Source organism: Aeromonas media, from assembly GCF_000819985.1.
In the GTDB taxonomy this organism is placed as follows: domain Bacteria; phylum Pseudomonadota; class Gammaproteobacteria; order Enterobacterales; family Aeromonadaceae; genus Aeromonas; species Aeromonas media.
In genome coordinates, this window is the sequence record NZ_CDBZ01000009.1 from 1 (window position 1) to 26,598 (window position 26,598).

A 26,598-nucleotide genomic window follows, 5' to 3' on the forward strand; every position below is an offset into this window, starting at 1 on the left:
TTTGCCTGTAGCTTTTCGAGCGCTTGCCAGTTGCGGTGGAAGAGATCGAGGGCGGGGTTACCCGTCGTGGGGGAGGGCTGGCGAGCGGGCTGCTTGCGAGCTGAATTACGAAGAGACATAGGCCACCTCCATGGGCGTGATTTTGTTCACTAAAACAAAAAAACCGGCACGGGGGCGGTTTATCGCCGCGCATGAATTGCACGGGGCTGTCTTGCTGATAAGCGGCTAGCGATATCGAAGCCATCTACTACCAGCAACAGAGAAATAATGGGGTGGCTGATGGGGCTCGAACCCACGACAACCGGAATCACAATCCGGGACTCTACCAACTGAGCTACAGCCACCACTGAAATCATCGCCATTTTGTGTCTGCCAAGGCTTGGCCAAGGTCATCTTGAGATAATCTGCCGAATGGACGATAAGTCACACTCTTCGTCAATAACTCAATGATTTAAAACACATTTTAAATGGCGCGCCCTGCAGGATTCGAACCTGCGACCCACGGCTTAGAAGGCCGTTGCTCTATCCGACTGAGCTAAGGGCGCTCTGTATCGAGCCGCCACAAGACGTCTCGATGAACCTGGTCGGTGATAAAGGATTCGAACCTTTGACCCTCTGGTCCCAAACCAGATGCGCTACCGGGCTGCGCTAATCACCGACATCTCATCGTCCAGCATACCGGGGGCGGTACGACTGGGCAACGGGCGGGCATCATACCCAAGCGTCAAAGTCAGCGTCAACGATTTTTTCCACCAGTAAATTCAAATGCCTACTTATTGCCCGCCAGGCGAGAGCCGCTAACACCTGCGCCAAAAAAATGCGACAATGCGCGGCAGTTGAACACATGGTGAGTGAAGAACGATGTCTGCCAAAATCATTGATGGAAAACAGGTTGCGCAAACGATTCGCAATCAGGTCGCCGAACAAGTCCAACAGCGGTTGGCACTGGGCAAGCGGGCACCGGGTCTGGCGGTGATCCTGGTGGGGCTGGATCCGGCGTCCCAGGTCTATGTGGGCAGCAAGCGTCGTGCCTGTGAAGAGGTGGGATTTGTCTCCCGCTCCTATGATCTCAGCGCCAATGCGACCCAGGAAGAGTTGCTGGCCCTGATCGACCGGCTCAATGAGGATGCGGAGGTGGACGGCATCCTGGTGCAGTTGCCCCTGCCGGCTCATTGCGACACCACCCAGGTGCTGGAGCGCATTCGTCCCGACAAGGACGTGGATGGTTTCCACCCCTACAACGTGGGCCGTCTGGCACAACGCATCCCGGCGCTGCGTCCCTGCACCCCCAAGGGGATCATGACCCTGATCGAGGCGACTGGCGTCAAGACCCACGGTCTGCATGCTGTGGTGGTAGGTGCCTCCAATATCGTCGGTCGCCCGATGACGCTGGAGCTGCTGCTGGCGGGTTGCACCACTACCACCTGTCACCGCTTCACCCAGGATCTGGAAGCCCAGGTGCGCCGTGCCGATCTGCTGGTGGTGGCGGTGGGCAAGCCGAACTTCATCCCGGGGGAGTGGGTCAAGCCGGGGGCCCTGGTGATCGACGTGGGGATCAACCGCCTGGCCGACGGCTCCCTGGTGGGGGACGTGGAGTTTGAAACGGCGCGCAATCACGCCGCCTTCATCACCCCTGTGCCCGGTGGCGTGGGGCCCATGACGGTGGCTAGCCTGATGGAGAACACCCTGAGCGCCTGCCAGGATTATCACGACGCCTGAGCAGGGCCCCTTCCCGCACCCGGGAATGGATGAGAGAAAGGGAAGGCCTGGCCTTCCCTTTTTTATTGCGCGTGGCGCCGGTCGTGCATGGTGCTGAGGGTCAGATCAGGGCCAGCGCCGCCGCCAGATCGGCGATGAGATCGTCGGCGTCTTCCACCCCGATACTGAAGCGGATGAGATCGTCATTCACCCCGGCGGCGAGGCGGCTCGCCTCGTCCATGGCGGCGTGAGTGGTACTGGCCGGATGGCAGGCCAGGCTCTCGAGATCCCCGAGACTCACCGCCTGCACAAACAGCTGCAGGTTGTCGAGCAGGGTGGCGCAGTGCGCAAAGCCCCCCTCCAGCTCTATGCTCACCATGCCGCCAAAGCCGCTGGCGAAGGCGCCGAGGGCGTCGTGACCCGGATGGCTGGCAAGCCCCGGGTAGATCACCTTCTTCACCGCCGGGTGGGCGGCGAGGAAGTCGGCCACCTTCTGGGCGTTGTGCAGGTGGGCATCCATGCGCAGGGGTAGGGTCTTGACCCCGCGCTGCAGCAGGTAGGCCTCCTGCGGGCCTATGGGGGAGCCGATGTGCTTGAGGGCCACGGTGCGCACCGACTTCATCAACTCGTGGGAGCCAGCCACCACACCTGCGATGATGTCGCCGTGACCACCGAGGTACTTGGTGCCGCTGTGCATCACCAGATCGATGCCGAGCTCCAGTGGGCGCAGCAGGTAGGGGGTGAGGAAGGTGTTGTCACACACAGTGATGGCGCCCACCTTGCGGGCCGCTTCTACCACTACCCGGGGATCCACCACCTTGAGGGTGGGGTTGGTCAGGGTCTCGAACAGGATCACCCTGGTGGCGGGGCGGATGTTGGCCAGCAGATCCTGATCGCTGTCGTAACCCGTGATGGTGATGCCGGCCCGGCTGAAGGTCTGTTTCAAGAACGCATCGGTGCCGCCGTAGAGGGGGCCGACGTAGGCCACTTCATCCCCGCTGCTGGCCAGGGCATAGAGGATGGCGCTCACCGCCGCCATGCCGCTCGCCACCACCAGCGCCTCGTCGGCGCCCTCGAGAGCCGCCAGTTTCAGCTCCAGCTCGGCGGTGGTGGGGTTGCCGAAGCGGCTGTAGATAAAGCCCGGGGCCTGGCCTGCGAAGCGCTCCTTGCCCGCCTGGGCGTTGACGTAGCTGAAGGTGCTGCTTTGGTAGAGCGGTGTGGTGAGGGCGCCGGTCTGGGGGTCGATCCGCTGGCCGCTGTGCACGCTCATGGTCTTGAATTTCATCGTTTTGCTCCGTGGTCGCCAGGCTATGGCGTTGTTGTTCTGGTGTGGAAATCGGTGGACGGAGCCACACTGGCGCCCCTGTCCTGTGGTCGGGGTGGCGGCTTGTCGCCACCCCCTTGATGGTGTCAGGCCGGTATCGGCTCCTGCGCTACCCTGTGTTGCTGAGCATAGTGGCGAGCCGCCACATCCGGGTGGGAGCGCAGCCTGCCCTTGAGCACGTTCTCCCCCACCTGATAGAAGAGGGGGTTGGCCGGGTCGCTCTCAGGCCCCTGCGCCTCGGCCGCCAGCTCGGGGGAGAGGGTGAGCCGCGGCACTGTGGCATCGAGCCTCGCCGCCATAAAGAAGGCGCAGGAGAGACGCGAGACCCCGGGGGGCGGGCTCTGCACCCGGTGCAGGGTCGCCTTGAGGTAGCCGTTGGAGGCAAGCTCCAGCAGCTCGCCGATATTGACCACCAGGGCGCCGGACAGGGGTTGCGCGGAAATCCAGCCGCTCGCCGTCTCCACCTCGAGGCCGGAGTGATGGTCCTGCATCACCAGGGTCAGGTAGCCGGGATCCTTGTGGGCGCCGACCCCCTGGCCGCTGCCTCCCGCTTCCCGTCCCGGGTAGTGAATGAGTTTCATGTGCTGATAGGGGGCGCCCTGGATGCTCTCATCGAACACCCCGGCCGGTTGCTCCAGCACCTCGGCAAAGGCCGACAGCAGGGTGAGGGTGATGTCGCTCAGCCGCCCCTGCCACGCCAGTAGTTGCGTCTCCATCTCGGGCAGGGCAGCGGGCCACTGGTTGGGGCCTGTGAGCCGCTGCCAGGGGTGGCTTATCTGCGCCAGGGGGAGGGCCTGCTCCTCGTTCATGATGTCGAACTGCTCCCGCCGGTCCGGCCGCTCCCGGGTGAGTTCGGCCCCCACCAGGTTGTAGCCACGAAAGTGAGGGGAGTGCACCATCTGCACCGCCAGCTTCTCCTGCAGGGGCAGGGCGAAGAAGCGGGCCGCCAGCGCCAGGGTATCCCGTTGCTGCGCTTCGCTCAGACCATGGCCTGTCAGATAGAAGAAGCCGATGTCGCGGGCCGCCCGGCCAAGCTTGGCCAGCATCTGGCGACGTTCCTCGGGGGCGCCATTGATCGCGGCATAGTCGATGATGGGCAGTGATGAATGTTCCATGTGCATCTCCTCACTTGCCGGATGTCGGGTGCAGTCCCGAGGATCCGGTACAAAGACGGCGGTGTGGCTCGTGGCAGGACTCGGGTCCGTGGCTCACGATGGCACCATTTGGGTTTAAGGGGATGCTACTGTTCGGGGTTATAAGGTGGAAGCAACAAAATATTCTTAGTTATATACAAAAGTCGAAATAGAATTCGATCCCTTTGGGGCAGCCTGTCGATTGCACGGAGAAAATGCGCCCCTGGCGATCGCCTTGCCCATGAATCCTCCAGGGGCAGGGAAGGCGCAGTGCCCGCAGGAGGCGAATGAACAAAGGGGAGGCATCAGCCTCCCCTTTGGTAGCGTGGCGCAGAGGATAGAGGGCGAACGCCCGCCCAGCGCGCCCAGATCAGCCTCTTCAGTAACCCAGAGTGAAGCGCTGGCGCAGGTGAGCCGGTGTTTCCGCCTCGTTCAGCACCCCATCCGCCAGATCGCCGACCGTGATGCCGGCAGGCTTGTCGCCGCTAAAGAGCACCTGATCGCCCCCGAGACGGTAGCTGCCGCGCTTCTCGCCGGGTTCGAGGAACACCGGCGGGGAGACGAAGCGCCAGTCGAGGGTCGTTTCGCGGCGAAGCGCCGTGAGACCGTCGCGGGCCGCGAGCGCCCCTTGCTTCCACTCGGCCGGGAAGTCCGGGGTATCCACCAGCTGCACCCCGGGGGCTATCTCCAGGCTGCCGGCACCGCCGACCACCAGCAGCCAGCTGTGGGCGGCGTTGGCTGCCTCAACGATGGCGCTGGCGCCCTTGAGGTACTGATCATGGATATCCGGGGCACTCCAGCCCGGGTTGTAGGCGCTGATCACCCTATCGTGCCCCTTGAGCACGTCGGCCAGCGCCTGCGGGTCCTGGGCATCTACCGCTACCGCCCGGACCTGCGGGTGGGGTGTCAGCTTGCTGGTGTCGCGGACGATGGCGGTGACGTGATGGCCACGGCTGACGGCCTCATTGAGGATGGCTGAACCGACAAAACCGCTGGCACCTATGAGGGCAATCTTTATGAATATCTCTCCTTCACTGTGGGAATGGGGCTATCCTACGCCCCCGGATTTGATTTAATAATCCTCTGTAAGTTGCATTCACTTGTAAGCTGGATTTAATAATGGATCAGCTCAGACGTTACGCCATCTTCGCCGCCGTGGTGGAGGCGGGCACCATGACGGGGGCCGCCAAGGCCCTCGGCATGACCCCCTCCGCCGTCAGCCAGCACATCGGCCAGCTGGAGAGCCTGCTCGGCCTCACCCTGCTGCATCGCTCCACCCGTCGCCTCAGCCTGACCGAGGCGGGGGAGGTGGTGTGGCAGGGGTGCCAGTCCCTGCAACAGACCCTCAACCAGACCGAGCTGCGCCTCTCGGAAGTGCGCGACAGCCTGCTCGGGGAGGTGCGGATCACCGCGCCAGTGGGGATGGCGGGCCAGCCGCTGGCGCTGGCCTTGTCGCCCCTGCTGCAGGCCCATCCGGGCCTGTGCATCCAGATCATCGCCGACGACGAGAAGCGGGATCTCATTGCCGAGCGCATCGACGTGGCGCTGCGGGTCGGCTCCCTGCCGGACTCCACCCTGGTGGCCCGCAAGCTGGGCCAGACCCGGATGCTGCTGTGCGCCGCCCCCGCCTACCTGGCGCAGGCCGGCACGCCCCACACCCCGGCCGATCTCGAGCGCCACAACTGCCTCTTCTACTCCCTGTTTCGCGGCGGCACCCAGTGGCGCCTGCACGGGCCAGAGGGAGAGGTGGCCATCACCCCCAGGGGCAATTTCGAGGTCAACAACAGCGATGCCATCCACACAGCGCTGCTGGCGGGGCTCGGCATCGGCAACATGCCGGACTTCATCGTGGCGCGGGATCTCGCCGCCGGCCGACTGGTGCCCGTGCTGCCGGGCCATGCCCTGCCCGAGCACGGCGTCTGGTGCGTCTATCCCAGGCGCCGCCACCTGCCCGCCAAGGTGGAGGCCTGGCTCGCCTTCCTGCAGGAGCGGCTGGGGCTGCGCTGAGGGGCGCCATCGGGATAACCGGAACGGTTCACGTTTTTTCATCGGGAAAGGAGTAGAGTAGGCAGCAAACCAAGCATCTGTTTTTATTGGAAAAGCATTCAGGGGACGAGCCACGGCATCGCACCCCTCACCCCAGGTGGAGCCCCATGATGAAGAAAACCGCGATTGCCCTGACCCTCACCAGCCTGCTGACGCTGCCGCTCGTTGTCTCATCCGATGCCTGGGCCGCCCCGGTGCGCTCCCTGCAAAAGGAGCAGAATTACGAGCAGTTCATCAGCAAGCGCCAGGTGGTGGATCAGCTGCTGGCAGACGCCGCACGCATCTTCCACTCCCCCGCCCGGGTCTCAGATGCCGGCTTCACCGCCAAGATGCCGAGCAACATGGAGCAGGTGACCACCCTGCTGCTGGAGGCCCACCAGCTCGAGCCCTATCGCACCGATCTGCTCATCTCGGCGGCCAACGCCCAGATCTACAACGGCAACGTGGAGAGGGCCATCGCCCTGTTCGAGCAGGCCCTCACCGCCGCGCCGGACGATCTGGACATCAACACCTATCTCGCCACCTGGCTGCGCTTCAAGGGCGATCAGACCAAGTCCGATGGCTACGTCAAGCGGGTCGTCGAGCTCAATGCCGGTCGCGCCGCGGATTTGCAGCGGCTGTTCGCCACCGTGGACAGGGTGGTCGCCACCCCCCTCAAGGAGCGTCAGGGACGGGGCGAGAAGAAGGGGCGCCGCGCCATCGTCACTCTGGGCTATGCCCTCAATCCCGATGGCTCCATGAACGATATCCTGCTGGGGCGCCTCGAGACCACCCGCGCCCTGGCCCAGGCCGATCCGGCGGCCCTCGTCATCCTCACCGGCGGCGTGCCCCAGAACCGCCAGACCGAGGGCAAGCTGATGGCGGACTGGCTGGCGAAGAAGGGCATCGACCGCTCCCGCATCATCGAGGAGAACTACGCCACCAGCACGGTGGAGAACGCCCTCTACAGCGGCTATGCCCTCGCCCGCCACGAGATTGAATACGCCACTCTGGTGAGCTCGGCGAGCCATGTGCGCCGGGGCCAGACCCTGCTGGAAATCGCCTGCTGGCAGAGCGGCCCGGCCACTATCCGCATCGACAGTGTCGCCTACCCGGACAAGCCCCTCTCCGCCCTGGCCAAGGCAAGCCCGGAGGAGCTGCTCGGCATCTACCGCGACGCCCTGCGCACCTATGGCCTCTGGAGCTACCGCTCGGCCCCGCTGATCGAACGCTGATCCCATGGCATGACGCCCAGCAAAAAGCCCGCCATTTGGCGGGCTTTTTCATCTCTAATGGGCCTGGGTGTCGCTGGCGGGTATCAGCCCTTGAGCGCCAGCCACAATGGTGAAGCCCTCCAAGGCCAGGCGGGCTTTTGGCGCTGGCGGGGTATCAGCCCTTGAGCTCCAGCACTGTGATGAAGCCCCCGAAGATCATGCGGGCGCCATCGAAGGGCATGGCCTGGTGCATGGGGCTGGCCGGATCCATCCTGGGGTCCTTCATCATCTTGGTCATGGCCTCGTCCCGCACCGCCTTGCTCGGCCACTCCACCCAGGAGAAGACCACGGCTTCGTCCTCCTTGGCCGCCACCGCGCGGTAGAAGTCGGTCTGCTTGCCGTGGGGTACGTCATCCCCCCAGCACTCCAGCACCCGGGTGGCGCCATATTCGAGAAAGATGGGGTCAAACAACCCTGCATGATCGATCAGAGCCTGCTTGTTGACCGTGGGCACGGCGATCACGAATCCGTCTACATATGACATGAGAGGTTCCTCCTGTGGTTGAGGATCTCAGCATAGCAGCCGCGCCCCTGGCCGCCCTCAGAGGGAGACCAGCCGCTCCAGATCGCTGCGGGTCAGGCGCTTGCTGTCCACCTTCACGTAGAGGGAGTGCTCCTCGCGCACCAACAGCACGTCGCTCACCCCGTCGCAGGCGCGGATCCTCTGCTCCAGCGCCGGGGTGGCCTCGACCCCCTCCGGCAGTACGATGCGCAGGCTGCTGACGTAGGGAGGCTCGGCCATGGTGAGACTCACCCCAAACCAGAGCAGGGCCAGGACGGCGCAGCCGCCAAATACCAGAGGGCCGCCCCCCAGGCTGTAGAGCAGGCCCCCGAGACTGCCGCCGATGGCAACCCCGAGGAACTGACTGGTGGAGTAGACCCCCATGGCGGTCCCCTTGTAACCCGGTGGGGACTCCTTGCTGATGAGGGACGGCAGCAGTGCCTCCATCACGTTGAAGCCGACAAAGAAGAGCTGCAGCCCGGCGAGCAGACCCCAGAGCTGCAGACCTGCCTGCCAGAGCACCAGCTCGGCGGCCAGCATCACCAGCACGCACCCGATGAAGACCCGCTTCATCTGGCGGTGCTTCTCGGCATAGATGATGAAGGGCACCACGCTCACGAAGGCGACCAGCATGGTGACCAGATAGGCCTGCCACTGCTGCTCCCGAGCCAGCCCAGCTTGTTCGAGCAGGGGCGGCAGCGCCACGAAGCTCGACATCAGCAGGGTGTGAACGCAGAGGATGCCGAGGTTGAGCTTGAGTAGGCGCGGGTTGGTGAGCACGGTGCGAAAACCGCCGCGCACCATGGCGGACTCGCGATTTTGCAGGTGGGCCGCCGGGGTCGGTACCACCCAGATCACCATGGCGATGGCCGCCAGCGCCAGCAGGGCGATGAGCCAGAACAGCCCGGAGAGTCCCACCGCCTGGGTGATCAGGGGGCCTGTCACCATGGCGATGGCGAAGGTGATGCCAAAGCTCACCCCGATGAAGGCCATGGCCTTGGTGCGATTCTGCTCCCGGGTGAGATCCGACAGGAGCGCCATTACGGCGGCGGAGATGGCGCCACTCCCCTGCAGGGCGCGCCCGACGATGACCCCCCAGATGGAGTCGCTCAGGGCGGCGATGACGCTGCCTGCCGCAAACATCAGCAGACCGCCGACGATGAGAGGCTTGCGGCCGATGCGATCGGAGAGCAGGCCGAAGGGGATCTGGAACAGCGCCTGGGTCATGCCGTAAATGCCGATGGCAAGACCGATGAGCGCCTCCGAGGCACCCGCCAGGGACATGCCGTAGGTGGTCAGCACCGGCAGCACCATAAACATGCCGAGCATGCGCAACGAGAAGACGGAGCCGAGCGCCCAGGTCGCGCGGCGCTCGCCCCTCGTCATGGTGAAATCATTCATGATGGCCTCGATAGGTCAGAGAGAGGAGATAGAAAGGGGCTGATGACAAGGCACGCCACACCCGAAAAAGCCGACAAGGTGCCCCGCAGGGCGGGCCTCATAATAACAGAGCCGGGAAGGTTCCCGGCTCTGGATTTCATGTATTTAGGGGTGCAGTTCACACTATCAGGGCAGCATGCTCACCAGCACGGGCGCTGCGTCCGGCTGGAAGTCCACCGACATCATCACGCTCAGGCAGGTGAAGATGATGACGACGATGGAGAACATGTCAGCTCCAGCCTCAGGGCAGCATGCTCACCAGCACGGGCGCTGCGTCCGGCTGGAAGTCCACCGACATCATCACGCTCAGGCAGGTGATGGTAACGATGGAGAACATGAACAGCTTGCGCGCCCAGAGGGAGTCATCCACCGCCGCCTTGTAGCCAGACAGCGCCATCCCCAGCCACCAGACGCTCACCGCGGTGGCGACGATCAGGTACTTGTAACCGGCGTAACCGCCGAGGAACAGCATCAGGGTCGGCACCATGAACGCCAGTATGTAGAGGGTGATGTGGTGCTTGGCCACAGAAATGCCCTTCACCACCGGCAACACGGGTATGTTGGCGGCCTGGTAATCCTTGAAGCGGAAGATGGCTATCGCATAGGAGTGCGGCATCTGCCACAGGCTGAAGATCGCCAGCAGGATAAGCGCCCCCGAGTCGAACTGGCCGCTCACCGCGCAGTAGCCGATGACAGGTGGCGCGGCGCCGGAGAGGCTGCCGACCAGGGTGCCATAGACAGAATGACGCTTCATGTAGAGGCTGTAGACCCCCACATAGACCAGGAAGCCCAGCACCGCCAGCAAGGCGGCCAACGGGTTGGCCGCAAAGTAGAGCAGTGCAATGCCCGCAACGCCCAGCGCCGTCGCATACCAGAGCGAGACGCCCGGCGCGATCAACCCCCGCACCAGGGCGCGGTTCTTGGTGCGCTCCATGATGCAGTCGATGTCCCGGTCGATGTAGTTGTTGAACACGCAACCGGAGGCCACCACCAGTGACACCCCCACCATGGTCAGGATGAACAGGGGTACATCCAGGCTCCCCTTCGAGGCCAGCAGGAAGCCGCCGATAACCGAGATGAGGTTACCGAAGATGATGCCCGGCTTGGTCACTTGCAGGTATTGCTTCATCATTACATCAACCCGCTCAGTGAACCATCATGTTGATGTTGAGGTTGTACATGATCCACAGGGAACCCACGACCACGATGGCGATGATGAGCACGGTAAAGACCAGTGCCACCAGGTTCCAGCGCTCCTCGGAGGAGGTGTTCATGTGCAGGAAGTAGATCAGGTGCACGAAGATCTGCACCACCGCCATGCCGACCACGGTGCCGAGCACCATGGCATGGGAAGCGGAGCCGTCCATCACCATCCAGAACGGGATTGCGGTCAGGATGAGTGACAGCACGAAGCCTGTCATGTAGGACTTGACGCTGCCGTGGCTGGCGCCGTGATTGTCAACGGAATGACTCATTACATGACCCCCATCAGATAGACCACGGTGAAGACGCAGATCCACACCACGTCGAGGAAGTGCCAGAACAGGCTCAGGCACATCAGGCGCGTGCGGTTGCGCTCGGTCAGCCCCTTCTTGCTAATCAGTACCATCATCACGATGATCCAGATAAGGCCGCTGGTCACGTGGATACCGTGGGTACCGACCAGGGTGAAGAAGGCGGACAGGAAGCCGCTGCGATCCGGGCCCGCATCATTGACGATCAGATGATGGAACTCGTAGATCTCCATGGCGATGAAGCCGGCGCCAAGCAGGAAGGTGACCAGCAGCCAGGTGTTGACCGCGGAGACCTTGTTCTTGTTCATGGCCAGCATGCCGAACCCGAAGGTGATGGAGCTCAGCAGCAGCAGCATGGTTTCGGCGAACACGAACGGCAGTTCGAAGATGTCCTTGCCGGTGGGGCCGCCGGCGGTGCCGTTGACCAGGACCGCATAGGTCGCGAACAGGGTCGCGAACAGGATGCAGTCACTCATCAGGTAGATCCAGAAGCCGAATACCTTGGTGGCACCGGCATCATGGTGCCCATCCTCATGGGCACCGTGGGTGTGATGTAGAACGTCAGTCGCCATGGAGTTAAGCCACCTTGTTGATATTGTCGAAATGCTGACCTTCGATGCGCTCGATCTCGTCAACCTGTACGTAGTAGTCCACATCGTCGTTGAAGCTGTGGATGATCCAGGTGGCGATCATGCCGACGAAGCCGGCGATGGCCATCCACCAGATGTGCCAGATCATGGCAAAGCCAAACACCACGCTGAAGGCGGCGATGATGACACCGGCACCTGAGTTCTTCGGCATGTGGATGGGAGCGTACTTGGCCGGCTGGCGATAGGCGCTGCCGTCCTCTTTCGCTTCCCAGAAGGCGTCCAGACCGGTCACCTTGGGCTCGATGGCGAAGTTGTAGAACGGCGGCGGAGAGGAAGTGGCCCACTCCAGGGTACGGCCACCCCAGGGATCGCCGGTCCAGTCACGGTTCTTCTCGCGGTCACGGATACTGACCACGACCTGGATCAGCTGGCACAAGACGCCGATGGCAATCAGGCCGGCGCCGCAGGCGGCAACCACCAGCCAGCCATGGAACTCGGGATCGATGTTCTGGCTGACACGACGGGTCATGCCCATGAAGCCCAGCACGTAGAGCGGCATGAAGGCCACGAAGAAACCGGTGATCCAGAACCAGAACGCACGCTTGCCCCAGACGTCATCCAGCTTGAAGCCGAACGCTTTCGGGAACCAGTAGGTGATACCGGCGAAGCAACCGAACACCACGCCGCCGATGATGACGTTGTGGAAGTGGGCGATCAGGAACAGGCTGTTGTGCAGCACGAAGTTGGCAGCCGGCACGGAGAGCAGCACCCCGGTCATCCCACCCACGGTGAAGGTGATGATGAAGCCGACGGTCCACAACATGGGGGAGCTGAACTCGATGCGACCACGGTACATGGTGAACAGCCAGTTGAAGATCTTCACCCCGGTCGGGATGGAGATGATCATGGTGGTGATGCCGAAGAAGGCATTCACGTTGGCGCCAGACCCCATGGTGAAGAAGTGGTGCAGCCAGACCACGAAGGAGAGCACGGTAATAGCCACCGTCGCCCACACCAGGGAGGTGTAGCCGAACAGCTTCTTCTTGCAGAAGGTCGCCACCACTTCGGAGAAGATCCCGAATACCGGCAGCACCAGGATATACACCTCGGGGTGACCCCAGGCCCAGATCAGGTTGATGTACATCATCATGTTGCCACCCATGTCATTGGTAAAGAAATGGGTACCCAGGTAACGGTCTGCGGTGAGCAGGGCGATGGTGACGGTCAGGATCGGGAAGGAGGCGATGATCAGGATGTTGGCGCACAGGGCGGTCCAGGTGAACACCGGCAGACGCATCATGGTCATGCCGGGGGCACGCATCCGGATGATGGTGGCAAAGAAGTTGACACCGGTCAGCAGGGTACCTAACCCGGAAATCTGCAGACTCCAGATCCAGTAATCGACCCCAACCCCGGGACTGAACTCCAGCCCCGACAAGGGCGGATAGGCCAGCCAGCCGGTCTGGGCGAATTCACCGACCCCGAGGGAGACGTTGATCAGCACCACGGCCGCGGCGGTAAACCAGAAGCTCAGGTTGTTCAGGAAGGGGAAGGCGACGTCACGGGCACCGATCTGCAGCGGCACCACGATGTTCATCAGGCCGATCACCAGCGGCATGGCCACGAAGAAGATCATGATGACGCCGTGGGCGGTGAAGATCTGATCGTAGTGGTGCGCGTTCAGGTAGCCTTCGCTACCGGCGGAGGCCATGACCTGCTGACCACGCATCATGACCGCATCGGCGAAGCCGCGCAGCAGCATGACCATGCCCAGGATGAGATACATGATACCGAGGCGCTTGTGGTCTACCGAGGTGAACCACTCTTTCCACAGATACTGCCACTTGCCGTAATAAGTGATGAGACCGGCAATCGCCAGCCCACCCAAGATGATACAGGCTATCGTAACCATGATGATGGGTTCATGGTACGGAACAGCCTCGAGTGTCAATTTTCCAAACATCGATTATTCCTCGGATCCTGCTTTCACACTCTTGTCAGCCATGGACGTGGCCATGTGTCCGGCATGCTCGTCGTGACTCATGGCCGCGTGGTCCATGGACTCTGCTTTTGCAGCGTCATGGTTCATGGCCTTGTGGTCCATGGGTTCTGCTTTCGCGGCGTCATGCTTCATGGCCTCGTGGTCCATGGCGCCATCTTTTGCAGCGTCATGGCCGCCATGGGACATGCCGCCCATGAACTTGTTGATCACATTGACGAACAGCTTGGGATCGGCGCTGGCGAAGTACTCAACCGGGTGGTTTTCGCTCTTCTTGGCCAGGGCATCGAACTCACCCATGGTGCTCAGCATCTTGGGAGACTGTTTCACCTTGGCAACCCAGGCATCGAAACCGGCCTGGTCCTGGGTGGCAATCGCCTTGAACTTCATGCCAGAGAAACCGGCGCCGCTGTAACTGCCGGAGATCCCCTTGTACTGACCCGCCTCGTTGGCAATCAGGTGCAGCTTGGTCTGCATCCCGGCCATGGCGTAGATCTGACCGCCCAGCTGGGGGATGAAGAAGGAGTTCATCACGGTGTCTGAGGTCACCCGGAAGTTGATCGGGGTGTTGACCGGGAAGGCCAGCTCGTTGACCGAGGCGATCCCCAGCTCCGGATAGACGAACAGCCATTTCCAGTCCAGCGAAATCACATCGACCTGGATCGGCTTGACGTCAGATTCCAATGGCTTGTAGGGGTCGAGGGAGTGGGAGGTTTTCCAGGTAATCACCGCAAGGATGGCGACAATAATGACGGGCACGGTCCAGACGACCGCTTCAATCTTGTTGGAGTGAGACCAATCCGGGGTGTATTTGGCAGTGGTATTGGATGCTCTGTATTTACGAGCAAATGCCACCGTCATAATAATCACAGGAATCACCACGATTAACATCAACCCGAGTGCGGTCAATATCAGTGACTTCTGCTCCAGACCAACCTGCCCCTTGGGGCTCATCAGAGCCATGTCGCAGCCACTCAGCAAGCCAGCGGTTGCCATCAACAGCAAAGCGCCCAAGCCCCTCTTTACTTCAAAAGGTCTCATGCAATGTCCTCATCGTTTCAAGGCTTATTGGTATAATAAAAATGCCGCATTTTATTGCATCAGACCGCCATGTGAACAACATGAAAAATTAATCCCGAAATTGTTTTAAGAGTGGTGACAACAGGTATCAGATGTTAATCACTTGACAGCAACCAATTTATTAAATTCACAGTTCATCAATTCATCTTCCATTAATTTATTCCCTCGCCAAAATCGCTCACCAATCAATCAAAACGACCCATTACCCTTATTTTCAGAGGGATAAACAGGGCAAAAAAGAGCCATTCAACCCCCTCTTGATGCACAAGCGCCATCACCATTCCTTGATCTGGATGCGCATATTCCGAGGTGGAATAAAAAAATAATTAATCAAACGAATGTATGATTAACTTCCCGGGACCGATGGAGGTGCAGAAGGGGCTGCCCTGTCTGAGGCCCGCCATGAAAAACGGGCCTCATACAAGACCCGTTGACGACAACACCCCACCACTGCGTCTCCCTCAGGGGTGTTTATGCTCCATTCGGGTCGCCACGGCGATCCGGTTCCAGGCATTGATGGTGACCACCTGCATCAAGCACTGGGCCAGCAGGGTGTCCCCAAGCAGGGCCAGGGCCTGTTGGTAGGTCTCCTCGGTGAGCCCTCGCTCGCCGATCAGGGTCACCTCGTCGGTCAGGGCCAGCACGGCCCGCTCCCGCTCGTCGAACAGCGGGGATTCGCGCCAGGCGGCCAGCGCCAACAGGCGCTGCGGGCTGTCACCGTGTTTCATGGCCACCTCGGCGTGCATCTCGATGCAGTAGGCACAGCCGTTGAGCATGGAGGCCCGCAGTTTGATGAGCTCCTTGAGCGACAGGGGAATATCGGTCCCGCCGAGATAGGCCTCGAGCCCCATCATGGCCGAGACGGCGGCGGGTACCTGGCTGGCAAGCTGGATACGATCTGACATGGCAATACTCCTGAGGTGAGCGCCCCCCTTGGGCGATGAGCACATTGTTCACACTTTCATCCATGGATAGAATACCGCCATAACCTGCAACAGTTTTGCGCTTATCGCAAAGGTATACCCATGCTGGATCGCGTCCGCATCCTGGCTCAGGTGGTGGAATCGGGAAGTTTCTCCCGGGCCGCCCGGGCCCTCAACCTGGCCCCCTCCTCGGTGACCCGCACCATAGATGCGCTGGAGCAACAGCTGGGGATCCCGCTATTCAAGCGCAGCACCCGTCAACTGGTGTTGACCGAGCAGGGTGAGTACTTCCTTGCCCGCTCGGCGCGCCTGCTGGAGGAGGCGGATCAGCTGGTGCAATCCCTGCAGCCCCTGCCGGTGGCGCCAGAGGGCCCGCTTCGGGTCTCGGTATTCGAGAGCTTCGGCGCCGCCTGGCTGGCACCGCGCCTGCCGGCCTTCCTGGCCCGCTACCCCGGGGTGCGGCTCGAGATCGAGCTCGACAACCGGCTGGTGGATCTCGACGCCGAAAACGTGGACGTTGCGGTGCGTATCGGGCGCCCCGTGGACAGCGGCCTCCATGCCCGCCACCTGCTCACCAACCGGACCCTGCTGGTTGCCTCCCCCGCTTATCTGGCGCGCCATGGCGAGCCCGCCCATCCCGATGAACTGGCACACCACAACTGCCTCATCCGCGGCCATGGCCGTCAGCGCCAGCACTGGTATTTCCGGCAAGGGGCGCAGCGGCACAGGGTCGCGGTGCGAGGCAACCTCGCCTCGGTCGGCGGCACGCCGCTGCTGTGCGCGGCCCAGGCGGGCACCGGCATCCTGCTGCTGTCGAGCTGGATGGTGCAACAGGGGATCGACGATGGCACTCTGCAGCCGCTGTTGCCGGACTGGCAGGCCTCCCCGTACGAGGATCGCCATGACGAGATCCATGCGGTATTTCGCGGCGGCCGCTTCTTGAAGCCCCAGACCCGCGCCTTCATCGACTTTCTGATCGAGGTGATGGCGCCCCTGCAAGTGCCGCGCTGATGACTGCGTCCTGGCCATGACTTATGGGAAAAGCAAACGCCGGGCTGAGTGCCCGGCGTCCGGTGTGAACAGCACGTTCAGCGGAAGAGTTCAGCCCACGGGTTCAGCGGGCATTGCGCCCATCCGGGGGTGAGGTAACGCCGCGATAATCCCCATAGGGGAAAACGCTGCGCAGGCGCTGGGCCACGGGCTCAGGGATGGAGCGGGAGAAGACCAGCCTGACCCCGTTGCCATCGCGCTGACCCAGGATGCGTCCCCGTACCGGCTCCTGCTGCAGGATCTGCTTGGCCTGGGCCAGGAAGCGCGGCGGCACAGAGCCTCGCTTCAGCAGTACCTTGCCAGGCTGCAACCGGATCTCGAACAGAGCGCCCCGCCCCAGCTTCATCAGCCACCAGATGAGGGCTATCGCCACCAGCAAAGACAACCAGGCCATCCGCTTGCTCCTTGAATACCTCAGTTTTCGTCAGTATAGGCCAGCGTCGGCTGGCAATTATTTGGCGAGCCTCACGCTTTGTCCATCACGCTGGCGAGCGTCTCAGCAATCCTTCCCCCAGGCCACCAGCGTCTCACGATAGAGCGCCAGCAGTGCCTGATCCCGCACCGCCACCCCGACCCGCTGAGCGGGGAAGCCCGCCCACTCATCGTGGGGATGGGACTTGCCATCGAACTTCTGCAGGGTATGGCCGATGGCGGGACCATGGTCGATGACCCGTACCGGGCCCTCCCGCAGGGTGAACAGCTCGGGATCGATCACATAGGCGATGGCGGACGGATCGTGCACGTGGCAGCCATTGAGGCCGATGCGCTCGGAATAGAAGCGCAGGTAGAAGCGGCTCACCGCCCACAGGAAGCGGCCAGGCTCACCTGCGTCATCCCGCAGTGCATCCAGGTAGGCGCTGCTGAAGAAGCTCTGCTGGGTCACGTCCAGCCCGATGATCACCACGGGCCAGGGGGCAGTGAACACCCGATCGGCCGCCTCGGGATCGTCGTGAATGTTGGCCTCGGCATAGGGGGTTACGTTGCCGCGATGGCCGTTGACGCCAAAGGCGCCCCCCATCACCACCACCTGCTTCACCAGCGCGGTGATCTCGGGGGCGGCCTCGAGCGCCAGCGCCAGGTTGGTGAGGGGCCCGATTGTCACCAAGGTGATCTCGTCGGGGCTGGCCTTCACCGTCTCGACGATGTATTGCCAGGCCGGGCGAGGATCCGGCGCCAGGGTCACCTCCCCCGCCTCCACATCCCCCAGCCCGCTCGGGCCGTGCACCACAGTGGTCGGCCCCACGGGTTCGCGCAGCAGCGGCGCGGCGGCACCCTGGGCCACCTCTGCCTTCATGCCGTATTTCTGCTTGAGCCAGAGCGCGTTGCGGGTCCCGTTCTCTATGGTGGCGTTGCCAAACACAGTAGTGATGGCGAGCAAGTCGATGGCGGGGTGGGCCTCGGCAAAGAGTATTGCCATGGCGTCGTCAATACCGGGATCGGTATCCAGAATGATCTTGTGGGTCATGGGGCCTCCATACGGCAGAAGTGCCAGTGTAGCGACCTCGAGCTCGTTTAACAGCGTCAGGATCACAGCCTCGACCTTTGACTCCCCCCACTCCGCCGATCGGCGACATCTTGAGCACCTTATCCGGGAGCCTGTGATGGTCAGGGGCCGGAGTGACGACATTCTGGACAGTCGGACCGTCCCCAGCCCCCCGCGCCTTGTGAGCAGGCCTGCGGGATGGTATCACTTGGCCTTACTCTCCCACTCCTCGTCGAGGCGCCAACGTGATCACCCTGATTAAAGAGTCTGACCAGCTGAAGATGCCCTGGAAAAACAAGCAGGGCACCACGGCCCAGATCCTTGTCTCCCCCCCGGGCTCGAGTCTGGATAAGCTCGATTTTGACTACCGGCTGAGCTCGGCCCCCATCAAGGCGGCAGGTCCCTTCTCCAAATTTCCCGGCTATCAGCGCATCCTGCTGCCCGTCAGCGGCGCCGGTTTCGTGCTCAACGGTCACCCCTATGCCACCTTCGAGGCGGCCCATTTCAGCGGGGATGATGAGACCCACTGCGAGCTGCTGAAAAAGGAGGTGGCGGATCTGGGGCTCATCTACGACCCGAAACGCCTCAGCGCCAACGTGCGGGTGCTCAATGTGCCCTTCCCCCTGACCCTCACCCTGGAGGCGGACAAGACCTACCTCTGCCACCTGCTGAGCGGTCAGCTCGAGGTGGATGGCCGAGCCGTCGCGGTCAACGAGACCCTGGTGGTCAAGGGCGAGGAGAGCATCCACTTCGAGTGCGGGAAAAAGACCACCCTCGCCTTCTTTACCCTGCAAGCAAACGTGCAATAACCGCAGCCCATTTATGACTAGGCCAAAAAATCATCTGCAGATTGATATTTGACCTTATGGGAGTAGCATGGGTCTCTCTGGTTTATGTGATGAGAGATCCTATGCAATACACATTGGACGGGTTTGAAGCACCACCTGAGCTCAGTACTGAAGAAGAAAAAAGTAATCAACAGTTGCAGACAAAAATAAGGGGCATCTTAGAGGAATTTGAGTATGCAGAAGGAAATAACCTTTCTATTCCCAAGACATTCAAGACTAGAGTCCCCTACGAAGATCTGTATGGATTAAAAGCCTTTAGTGCTTTTGTCATTAACCATCCACTCGATGGCTTGACTAGAGTGGAACCTCACCAACAACAGGTTTCAGGCTCAGTTGACCGTAAGTTTCCTTTCTTTTTACAAAGTGCTCATAAAGCACCAGAACCTAATGTCATTATCTTGATTGAAGGCCAAGGGCACAAAAAAGCAGCATTTGAATGGTTGAAGTCTGAAGCAACGAAGTGCGCCGAAAAGAATATCAAATGCTATGACCTGGCGGAGTTTACCCTCTGGCTATGAGGGTCAAAACAAAAAGCCGGGAGATCCCGGCTTTTTAATGTCATGACAGGCAAAGCGGCTTAGCCAACCTTGAAAGCGCCCTTCATCATGGCGAAGTGGCCGGGGAAGGAGCAGAAGAAGGTGAGATCCTTGCCTGCCAGCCCGTCGGTCTTGAAGGTGACGCTGGTGCTCTCGCCGCCGCCCACCAGCTTGGTGTGCGCCAGGATTCGGGCATCGTCCTTGGGCAGGTAGTCGTGATCGACACCGGCGCTCATGCCCGCGGTGGCGACGGCCTGATAGTCGGCGGTGTTGGCCAGCACCCAGTTATGGCCCATGTTGGCCACCGGCAACTTGCCCGTGTGGTTGAGAGTCACCGTCACCTCCTTGCAAGTGGCCGGCACGCTCATCTCTTTGAGGTTGTACTGCATGGCGTCATTGCCTTCGATGACCAATGCGCACTCATCGGCCAGCACCGGGGCCGCCAGTGAACTCAGAAGCAGCAGGGTTAACACCTTTTTCATCATCTTCTCCTTTGATTGACGAGGAATGGCAACACCCTTGTCTGGCGAATCGCTCGGCGACACGCTAAAGATGCTGTCATGATCGATCTTTATTGTACCCAAATGTCGCCGGAGGAAGACGGCTTTTGCTCAAAGCTGCGGACCAGGTCACTCCCCGATGGCATTGACGGTGAAACAGATCCACAGGCTCACCGCCAGCGTCGCTTAATTATTTCCAGTCAAGTCCGGCGTCAGGGGCTCGTCAACCCAGGCCCCCTTGGCTAAGCTGCTCCCCCGTCGACGACTTTCACGAGAATGCAAGATGAAGACCCTCTCCCTGGCCCCCCTCGGCCTGCTGCTCTGTCTGATGCTGCTGACCGCCTGTCAGCCGGCCCCGACCCAGACCCGCATTCAGGGTAGCACCATGGGCACCTACTACGCGGTGACCCTGAGCGACCCTTTCCCCGGCGGCCAGGTTGCGCTGCAAGGGGAGGTCGATGCCCTGCTGGCGCGACTCAACCAGGAGATCTCCACCTATGATCCGGACTCCCTCATCTCCCGCTTCAACCGGAACGCAGGCAAGGCCCCCATGCCCATACCGACCAGCATGGCCAGGATAGTGCGGCAGGGCATGGATGCGGGACGCCTCACCCGGGGCAAACTGGACGTCACCGTGGGTCCCCTGGTCAACCTGTGGGGCTTCGGGCCGGACAAGCGTCCGGTCAAGCGGCCCACCGCGGAGCAGATCACCCAGGCACGGGAGCGGGTCGGCATCGACAAGCTGAGCCTGACGCCGCAAGGGGACCACTTCCTGCTCGGCAAGAGCATCCCCAACCTTTATCTGGATCTCTCCACCCTGGGGGAAGGGGCTGCCTCGGACGAGATAGCCAGGCTGCTGGAGCGCAAGGGGGTGCACAACTACCTCGTCGAGGTGGCAGGCGCCGTGTGCAGCAAGGGGCATAACGACAAGGGCAACCCCTGGCGGGTGGCCATCGTCGAGCCCTCGGACAGGCCGGGCGCCATCGAGGACGTGGTCACCCCGAACGGCATGGCCCTCAGCACCGCAGGCAGCTATCGCAACTATTACGAACTCGATGGCCGACGCTACTCCCACATCATCGATCCCGCCACTGGCGAGCCCGTCACCCACAAGCTGGTCTCCGCCAGCGTCATCACCCCGACCGCGCTCGAGGCCGACGCCCTCGATACCGCCCTCATGGTGATGGGGCCGGAGCAGGCGATGGCCTTTGCCACCGAGCACAAGCTGGCGGTCTATCTCATCGAGAAGACGGATCAGGGGTTTGCGGCGCGCCACACCCCGGAGTTCGCCCCCTATCTGGTGCGCAGGCAGCCATGAGCAACGAGGCCCCGCAATGCGGGGCCTCTTCATGATGGCGCGTTATTCAATGGGGACCCGATGGGGCGCCGGGGTGACCGCCTGCTTGGGCAGTTGCAACGTGAGGATGCCGTTGTCGAAGCGGGCGCTGACCTTGTCCGGCGCCACCTCCACCGGCAGTTCGACGGTGCGTGACACGCTGCCATAGTAGCGCTCGCTGCGCAGAGCCCTGTCTTCCTTGTTCTGACTGTCGTGCTGGCGGATCTCCGCCTTCAGGGTCACCAGCTTGCCGTGCACGTCCACGTGGATGTCCTCCTTGGCCACCCCGGGCAACTCGGCCTGCAGCAGGTAACCGCCGTCGCTCTCCCTCAGATCCAGCTTGATCTGGCTGGGCAGGGGATCCCCGTGCAGGGGCCGGATGTAGAAACCGGAGGCCATGTCGTGGAACAGGTCATCAAACAGGCTGGTTCGGCTCGGTAGCAAACTCATTTGATTCCTCCTTATGGTGTGGGTAAAACATCGGCGGGCCCGCTGCCCGTCTGCAGATCGCCGGGATCTGCCTCCCTTCAAGTCTAAAAAACGGATGGAACCGCGCCACTGCCATCTCGTGCCCGGTTGACGGAGATCAAGTACGCGCCATGATTTTTTGCGGCCCGGCTCTGCGCTCGGCGGTAAAAACGGGGACCCTTCCCATGTTCAATTGCCTGCCTGCGGACTTTGGTGGCACACTTCTCCCACCAGCCCGCAGCGCCTCGATGCAAGACAGATGCAGACACCGGATCCCGCACCAGAGAAGAAAGCACAGCCCAAGCCCAGGCGCATCCTGCTGGTCAACGAGCAGCGATCCTTCCAGATGATGATGAAGGCGATGCTGATCAACATCGGCATCAGCCGCATCACCTACATCAATTCTGCCGACGAGGCGCGCCGTCGCTGCCAGAAAGAGAGCTTCGACATCTATCTGCTCGACTACGAGCTGGGGGCGGGTGAGAACGGCCGCCAGTTGCTGGAGAGCCTGCGGGATCAGCAACTGATCCCGCCCCAGAGCGTGGTGATCATGGTCAGCAGCGACAGCTCCCGTGCCATGGTGCTGAGCGCCCTTGAAGCCGAGCCCGACGAATACCTGATGAAACCCTTCTCCCAGGAGCAGTTCTCGTTTCGCTTGAAGCGCGCCCTCGCCCGCCGCCAGGCCCTGGAGAGCGTCTTCACCGCCCTCACCCGGGATGACCTGCCGGCGCTGGTCGAAGCCTGCGCCAGGCAGGCCGATGCGGCGCCGCGCTTCGCCAACTTCTGCCGCTGCCTGCAGGCCGACACCCAGCTCAAGCTCGGCCAGGCCAAGGAGGCGCGCAGCCTGATGCGCCAGCTGCTGGCCGGCCAGGAGAACAGCTGGGCCAGACTGACTCTGGGCAAGGCCTGCTACCGTCTGGCGCTCTATGACGAGGCGGTGAGCCACCTGCAGGCGACGCTGAAGAATACCCCCCTGATGGTGGAGGCCCATCTCTGGCTGGCGGAGTCCCTGCTCTCCCTGGGCAAGGAGGAGCTGGCCCAGCAGGAGCTGCGCCGGGCGGTGGACATCTCCCCCCAGTCGGTGCAGCTCTCCCGCCGCCTGGCAGAGGTGTGCCTGCAGCGCCACGACTACGGCCAGGCCAAGGATGTGTTGCTCGCCCTCATCGACCTGTCGCGCAACTCCATCCATCGCACGCCCCACTACCTGGGGGCCTACATCCAGACCCTGACGCTCTATGCCCTCAACAGCAACGACGGCTATCACATCGCCAACCTGCAAAAGCAGGTGAACTCCGCCCTGTCGCGCATTCGCGATTCCCTGATGATGTCGGAGTTCAACTACCCGGTGTTCGAGCAGATCTGTCAGGCCAGGGTCCGGATTGCCCTGGGAGAACTGCTCAAGGGCAAGAAGATGCTCTATCGCGCCAACCAGAACTGGCTGGACAAGCCCGAGACCATGCCCCCCGCCCTGCTCGGCGAGACCATACTCGCCCTCTACCAGCTTGGGGAGTTCGAGTACGCCGAAAGCCTGCAATCCCTGCTGGCACAGGACGAAGACCGGCTGCTCACCACCTGCATCCAGGTGACCCGCGACGACAAGACGGTGCAGGAGCGCCGTCAGCGCTACCAGCAGCTCAACGATCTCGGCATCAAGGCCTACCAGAGCGGGGAGCTGGAGCAGGCCCTCGGCCATTTCCGCGAGGCCCTGCGCCGGGCGCCCGCCAATACCGGCGCCGCCCTCAACAAGATCCAGGTGCTGCTGCAACTGATGCAGAAGCACCGCAAGAGCCCGGAATTCGGCGCCGAGTGCAAGGAGACCCTGGAGGTGCTGGAGGGCATCCCCCTCAATCCCGCCCAGCAGGATCGCTTTCGCAAGCTGCGCCAGGAATTTAACCAGATAGCCTAGCCAGCGGCGCCTCTCCCTCACCTATGCTGATACAGACTCAGACAAGGAGGGGCGACAGCATGGGGATGTGCCGATACCTGGTGGCGGATGGCCGCCACTGCAGCGAAGAGGCGGGGGATCACGACCTGTGCCACTGGCACGACCCTCACGCCTCTCACTCATCCCCGGACACCGCCGCGGCGCTGGAGCACTATGTGCGCCAGGGAGGCCTGTGCCACGGTCTGCAACTGGCCCGCGCCGATCTCGCCGGTCTCAACCTGGTGAACAGAGAGGGGCCACAGGGGTTCCTGCTGGAGCAGTGCAACCTCTATCGCGCCAACCTGCGCGGCGCGCACCTCTACGGTATTCGCATCAAGGGCGGCAGCCTGATGAAGGCCGATGTCAGTGACGCCAACCTGCACTGCGCCGAGTTGCACGACGTCAACCTGCTCGGCATTCGCTGGAAGAACACCCGGCTCGACAACCTGGATACCGGCAGGCGCCTGATGCAGGACAGGAAGGGGCGAAGCGAACGAGACCCGGTGCAGGCCCGCGTCTGGTTCAAGGAGGCGGAAGAGACCTACCGGGATCTGCGCAAGGCCTCGGAGGCCCAGGGGATCTTCACCATGTCCGGCCGTTACATCCAGCAGGAGCTCACCATGCGCCGCCTGCAGATGCCGTTCTGGTCCTATCACCGATTCGCCTCCTGGATAGTGGATCTCTTCTGCGGCTACGGCGAGGCTCCCATGCGGGTGGTGCTCTTCTCCCTGCTGCTCATCTTCATCTGCAGCATCTTCTACTTCTTCTGCGGCCTCAACTTCGCGGGCAACCACCTCATCTACCGCCCGGAGGCGACCCTCGAAGAGAACGCCACCTTCCTGCTGGAATGCCTCTACTACAGCGTGGTGACCTTCACCACCCTGGGTTATGGCGACTTCACCCCGGTCGGCCTCTCGCGGATCTTCGCCGCCTTCGAGGCTTTCACCGGCAGCTTCACGCTGGCGCTGTTCGTGGTGGTGTTCGTCAAGAAGATGACCCGCTGACAAGCTGCCCACGATCTTGCTGCGAGGCCGTGATCAAGGCTCATGTGCTGCTCGGAATCCTCACGTATATCTATACGCTCCGGTTCCTGCGCTGCGCTTCACTTTGCTGACAGCCTCTCGCGACAGCTCGTGAACAGGTTACCGATAGCCCGGCACCTGAACTTGCATCCAGACCGGATTCCTAGTCCAATAGCGACTAATAAAAACGACATGAGCATCCCTGACATGAAGATCATCTCTTTCAATATCAATGGCCTGCGTGCCCGTCTTCATCAGTTGCAAGCCATCATCGACAAGCATCAACCGGATGTGATCGGCCTGCAGGAGATCAAGGTCCACGACGAAGCCTTCCCGGTCGCGGACGTGGAGGCCATGGGCTACCACGTGGTCTTCCACGGCCAGAAGGGTCACTACGGGGTCGCCATCATGAGCAAGCAGGCGCCCATCGACGTGCAGAAGGGGTTCCCCACCGATCCCGAGGATGCCCAGCGCCGCATGATCATGGCCAGTTTCAAGCGGGAAGATGGCTCCCTCATCAAGGTGATGAACGGCTACTTCCCCCAAGGGGAGAGCCAGGATCACGAGACCAAGTTCCCGGCCAAGCAGAAGTTCTACGAGGACCTGCAGCACTACCTCGAGACCCACCACAGCCCGGACGACCAGATAGCGCTGATCGGGGATATGAACATCTCCCCCACGGATCTCGACATCGGTATCGGCGAGGCGAACCGCAAGCGCTGGCTGCGGGATGGCAAGTGCTCCTTCCTGCCCATCGAGCGTGAGTGGATGGAGCGGCTCAAAGGCTTCGGCCTCACCGACACCTTCCGCGCCGCCAACCCCACCGAATGCGAGCGTTTCTCCTGGTTTGACTACCGCTCAAGGGGCTTTGACGAGAACCGTGGCCTGCGCATCGACCTCATCATGGCGTCCAATGCCCTCAAGGACAAAGTGACCGAGACCGGCATCGACTACGAGCTGCGCGGCATCGAGAAACCCTCCGATCACGCCCCCATCTGGACCTGTTTCGCCTGATCCCGGTGCCGGGCCTCCTGGCCCGGATCTCTGCCATCTCCCGACCCCAAGCCCCTGCCGATGCGGGGGCTTTCTTGTTTATAGCCCCGCCATTTCTTAATCCATATCAACTCTTTGGCAGAGCGGGTCTGCCATACCTTGACCTTCTCCTGTTGGTAAGGTTTACATTTCTCATATTCGTCACAGGAAAGATGCACCATGTTGTCATCGAGATTGCCCACAGAACTCATCGCCCGGCTATTGCTGGCGTTGTTGCTCGTCTGCAATCTCACCCTCTGCATCGGCTGGCATGGTGCGGCCACCTCCCTTACAAGCCACTCACCCGACACCACCCTGACCCCGATGGCACAGCCCCATCCCCTGTCTCATGGGTTGCACGGGAGCGAGTCCGTACAGCACGCCGCCATGAACCATGACCAGGCCGGCACAGCTCCCCTCTCCTGCCATTCGGGCACAGTGAATGCGGAGTCCCTGTCGGGGGATGAGTGCCAGATGCAGAGCGGCTTCTCCGGTGCCGCCAATGCGCCTCCCCTGTTCGGCCTGCTGCTGTCATTGCTGCTGCTTCCGCTGTTGTTGCTGCCCCCTTCGTGGCATGTCGGTCCCCTGCTGGACAACTGGCTGCGGGATCCCTTCCTGCGCCTGCGTGGTACCCATCCGCCCTCCTGGCCCAGACGGCATCTGATGCTGTCCGTGCTGCGCCATTAGAAACCACTTCTCCCGATAGCCCGTGCGATGGTACTGCCATCGCCATGCCGTGCACCGGCCGATCCGTCGGCGGTGCCCCGATTGTCGGCAAATCCTGTCCACCGCGAGCCGAGCGTCACGTGCCTGTTGCACCGCATCCGCTCACGGCCGGACGGCCCGATACGAGAGAAGAAGTACCATGTCATCACCCAAGACGTTCGCACCCTCGTG

General features: G+C 61.9%; 25 protein-coding genes, 3 tRNA genes and 1 pseudogene. 11 read left to right on the forward strand and 18 right to left on the reverse strand.

The genetic code is table 11. The features are described 5' to 3' along the window. Positions 1 to 268 precede the first annotated feature (268 nt). The 3 genes from BN1127_RS00640 to BN1127_RS00650 all read right to left on the reverse strand — a co-directional run bounded on the left by BN1127_RS00640 (position 269) and on the right by BN1127_RS00650 (position 658). A tRNA-His gene (locus BN1127_RS00640) sits at positions 269 to 344 on the reverse strand. A gap of 124 nt (positions 345 to 468) precedes the next feature. Continuing rightward, positions 469 to 545: transfer RNA gene (locus BN1127_RS00645), tRNA-Arg, on the reverse strand. A 36-nt stretch (positions 546 to 581) separates the two neighbouring features. Further along, positions 582 to 658: transfer RNA gene (locus BN1127_RS00650), tRNA-Pro, on the reverse strand. Between the two features lie 203 nt (positions 659 to 861). Here BN1127_RS00650 and folD point away from each other — a divergent pair. Next, complete coding sequence (gene folD / locus BN1127_RS00655) at positions 862 to 1,719, forward strand: bifunctional methylenetetrahydrofolate dehydrogenase/methenyltetrahydrofolate cyclohydrolase FolD (RefSeq protein WP_005326697.1); 858 nt, start codon at positions 862 to 864, stop codon at positions 1,717 to 1,719. Between the two features lie 100 nt (positions 1,720 to 1,819). Here folD and BN1127_RS00660 read toward each other — a convergent pair whose 3' ends face one another. The 3 genes from BN1127_RS00660 to BN1127_RS00670 form a co-directional block, all read right to left on the reverse strand. Further along, positions 1,820 to 2,983 carry a trans-sulfuration enzyme family protein gene (locus BN1127_RS00660; protein ID WP_042648126.1) on the reverse strand — a complete coding sequence of 388 codons (1,164 nt, stop codon included), beginning with the start codon at positions 2,981 to 2,983 and terminating at the stop codon, positions 1,820 to 1,822. A gap of 125 nt (positions 2,984 to 3,108) precedes the next feature. After that, positions 3,109 to 4,137: an isopenicillin N synthase family dioxygenase gene (locus BN1127_RS00665; protein WP_042648127.1), complete on the reverse strand. Its 1,029-nt coding sequence runs from the start codon at positions 4,135 to 4,137 to the stop codon at positions 3,109 to 3,111. Between the two features lie 397 nt (positions 4,138 to 4,534). Next, positions 4,535 to 5,173, reverse strand: a complete 639-nt coding sequence (locus BN1127_RS00670; protein WP_042648128.1) for an NAD(P)-dependent oxidoreductase — start codon at positions 5,171 to 5,173, stop codon at positions 4,535 to 4,537. 101 nt (positions 5,174 to 5,274) lie between these two features. Here BN1127_RS00670 and BN1127_RS00675 point away from each other — a divergent pair, with 101 nt between their 5' ends. Beyond that, entirely contained in the window at positions 5,275 to 6,162 is an 888-nt protein-coding gene (locus tag BN1127_RS00675; RefSeq protein ID WP_042648129.1) for a LysR family transcriptional regulator, read from the forward strand. Between the two features lie 149 nt (positions 6,163 to 6,311). After that, the gene (locus tag BN1127_RS00680) at positions 6,312 to 7,415 is read left to right on the forward strand and encodes a YdcF family protein (protein WP_042648137.1); all 1,104 of its coding nucleotides are present in this window, start codon (positions 6,312 to 6,314) and stop codon (positions 7,413 to 7,415) included. A 154-nt stretch (positions 7,416 to 7,569) separates the two neighbouring features. On the opposite strand, the gene BN1127_RS00685 is transcribed toward BN1127_RS00680, so the two are convergent. The 8 genes and pseudogenes from BN1127_RS00685 to BN1127_RS00720 all read right to left on the reverse strand — a co-directional run bounded on the left by BN1127_RS00685 (position 7,570) and on the right by BN1127_RS00720 (position 15,484). Beyond that, positions 7,570 to 7,938 (reverse strand): DUF1428 domain-containing protein, encoded by a 369-nt coding sequence (locus tag BN1127_RS00685; RefSeq protein ID WP_041205388.1) that lies wholly within the window; start codon positions 7,936 to 7,938, stop codon positions 7,570 to 7,572. Positions 7,939 to 7,995: 57 nt separating this feature from the next. Next, positions 7,996 to 9,357, reverse strand: a complete 1,362-nt coding sequence (locus tag BN1127_RS00690) for an MFS transporter (protein ID WP_042648130.1) — start codon at positions 9,355 to 9,357, stop codon at positions 7,996 to 7,998. A gap of 280 nt (positions 9,358 to 9,637) precedes the next feature. After that, positions 9,638 to 10,528 carry a heme o synthase gene (gene cyoE / locus BN1127_RS00695; RefSeq protein WP_005327197.1) on the reverse strand — a complete coding sequence of 297 codons (891 nt, stop codon included), beginning with the start codon at positions 10,526 to 10,528 and terminating at the stop codon, positions 9,638 to 9,640. A 13-nt stretch (positions 10,529 to 10,541) separates the two neighbouring features. After that, positions 10,542 to 10,871 carry a cytochrome o ubiquinol oxidase subunit IV gene (locus tag BN1127_RS00700; protein ID WP_005327195.1) on the reverse strand — a complete coding sequence of 110 codons (330 nt, stop codon included), beginning with the start codon at positions 10,869 to 10,871 and terminating at the stop codon, positions 10,542 to 10,544. Then, positions 10,871 to 11,518, reverse strand: a pseudogene (locus tag BN1127_RS00705) (cytochrome o ubiquinol oxidase subunit III); the annotation flags it as partial. The pseudogene BN1127_RS00705 and the gene BN1127_RS00700, both read right to left, overlap by 1 nt. Then, positions 11,487 to 13,463 (reverse strand): cytochrome o ubiquinol oxidase subunit I, encoded by a 1,977-nt coding sequence (cyoB, locus tag BN1127_RS00710; RefSeq protein WP_041205386.1) that lies wholly within the window; start codon positions 13,461 to 13,463, stop codon positions 11,487 to 11,489. The pseudogene BN1127_RS00705 and the gene cyoB, both read right to left, overlap by 32 nt. 3 nt (positions 13,464 to 13,466) lie before the next feature. Next, positions 13,467 to 14,540, reverse strand: coding sequence for a cytochrome o ubiquinol oxidase subunit II (gene cyoA, locus BN1127_RS00715; RefSeq protein ID WP_081805657.1), 1,074 nt, complete (start codon positions 14,538 to 14,540; stop codon positions 13,467 to 13,469). Positions 14,541 to 15,040: 500 nt separating this feature from the next. Further along, positions 15,041 to 15,484, reverse strand: a complete 444-nt coding sequence (locus tag BN1127_RS00720; RefSeq protein ID WP_005326900.1) for a carboxymuconolactone decarboxylase family protein — start codon at positions 15,482 to 15,484, stop codon at positions 15,041 to 15,043. A 120-nt stretch (positions 15,485 to 15,604) separates the two neighbouring features. Between BN1127_RS00720 and BN1127_RS00725 the strand changes: the two genes are divergently transcribed. Next, positions 15,605 to 16,513, forward strand: coding sequence for a LysR family transcriptional regulator (locus BN1127_RS00725; RefSeq protein WP_005326901.1), 909 nt, complete (start codon positions 15,605 to 15,607; stop codon positions 16,511 to 16,513). 103 nt (positions 16,514 to 16,616) lie between these two features. Here BN1127_RS00725 and BN1127_RS00730 read toward each other — a convergent pair whose 3' ends face one another. Continuing rightward, on the reverse strand, positions 16,617 to 16,946 hold the full coding sequence (locus BN1127_RS00730; RefSeq protein ID WP_005326902.1) for a DUF3634 family protein: 330 nt from the start codon (positions 16,944 to 16,946) through the stop codon (positions 16,617 to 16,619). Positions 16,947 to 17,048: 102 nt separating this feature from the next. Then, entirely contained in the window at positions 17,049 to 18,017 is a 969-nt protein-coding gene (locus tag BN1127_RS00735) for a nucleoside hydrolase (RefSeq protein ID WP_042648131.1), read from the reverse strand. Between the two features lie 263 nt (positions 18,018 to 18,280). Between BN1127_RS00735 and BN1127_RS00740 the strand changes: the two genes are divergently transcribed. Together BN1127_RS00740 and BN1127_RS20830 are read left to right on the forward strand one after the other, a co-directional pair. Next, positions 18,281 to 18,844 carry a HutD family protein gene (locus BN1127_RS00740; RefSeq protein WP_042648132.1) on the forward strand — a complete coding sequence of 188 codons (564 nt, stop codon included), beginning with the start codon at positions 18,281 to 18,283 and terminating at the stop codon, positions 18,842 to 18,844. A 101-nt stretch (positions 18,845 to 18,945) separates the two neighbouring features. Then, complete coding sequence (locus BN1127_RS20830; protein ID WP_048824562.1) at positions 18,946 to 19,401, forward strand: PD-(D/E)XK nuclease superfamily protein; 456 nt, start codon at positions 18,946 to 18,948, stop codon at positions 19,399 to 19,401. A 59-nt stretch (positions 19,402 to 19,460) separates the two neighbouring features. Here BN1127_RS20830 and azu read toward each other — a convergent pair whose 3' ends face one another. Continuing rightward, positions 19,461 to 19,901, reverse strand: a complete 441-nt coding sequence (azu, locus tag BN1127_RS00750; RefSeq protein WP_042648133.1) for an azurin — start codon at positions 19,899 to 19,901, stop codon at positions 19,461 to 19,463. 301 nt (positions 19,902 to 20,202) lie between these two features. On the opposite strand from azu, the gene BN1127_RS00755 reads away from it, so the two are divergent. Further along, positions 20,203 to 21,237, forward strand: coding sequence for an FAD:protein FMN transferase (locus BN1127_RS00755; RefSeq protein ID WP_042648134.1), 1,035 nt, complete (start codon positions 20,203 to 20,205; stop codon positions 21,235 to 21,237). A gap of 42 nt (positions 21,238 to 21,279) precedes the next feature. Here the strand turns inward: BN1127_RS00755 and BN1127_RS00760 are convergent, their stop codons facing one another. After that, positions 21,280 to 21,705 carry an Hsp20/alpha crystallin family protein gene (locus tag BN1127_RS00760; RefSeq protein WP_041205380.1) on the reverse strand — a complete coding sequence of 142 codons (426 nt, stop codon included), beginning with the start codon at positions 21,703 to 21,705 and terminating at the stop codon, positions 21,280 to 21,282. Positions 21,706 to 21,982: 277 nt separating this feature from the next. Here BN1127_RS00760 and BN1127_RS00765 point away from each other — a divergent pair, with 277 nt between their 5' ends. From BN1127_RS00765 to BN1127_RS00780, 4 genes are all read left to right on the forward strand, one after another. Further along, positions 21,983 to 23,629: a tetratricopeptide repeat-containing response regulator gene (locus BN1127_RS00765; RefSeq protein WP_042648135.1), complete on the forward strand. Its 1,647-nt coding sequence runs from the start codon at positions 21,983 to 21,985 to the stop codon at positions 23,627 to 23,629. A 59-nt stretch (positions 23,630 to 23,688) separates the two neighbouring features. Then, positions 23,689 to 24,651 carry an ion channel gene (locus BN1127_RS00770; RefSeq protein ID WP_042648136.1) on the forward strand — a complete coding sequence of 321 codons (963 nt, stop codon included), beginning with the start codon at positions 23,689 to 23,691 and terminating at the stop codon, positions 24,649 to 24,651. A 225-nt stretch (positions 24,652 to 24,876) separates the two neighbouring features. Continuing rightward, a complete protein-coding gene (gene xthA, locus BN1127_RS00775; RefSeq protein WP_041205378.1) occupies positions 24,877 to 25,683 on the forward strand; it encodes an exodeoxyribonuclease III in 807 nt (268 codons plus the stop codon). A gap of 198 nt (positions 25,684 to 25,881) precedes the next feature. After that, the gene (locus tag BN1127_RS00780) at positions 25,882 to 26,388 is read left to right on the forward strand and encodes a hypothetical protein (protein WP_041205374.1); all 507 of its coding nucleotides are present in this window, start codon (positions 25,882 to 25,884) and stop codon (positions 26,386 to 26,388) included. The last annotated feature ends 210 nt before the right edge of the window (positions 26,389 to 26,598 follow it).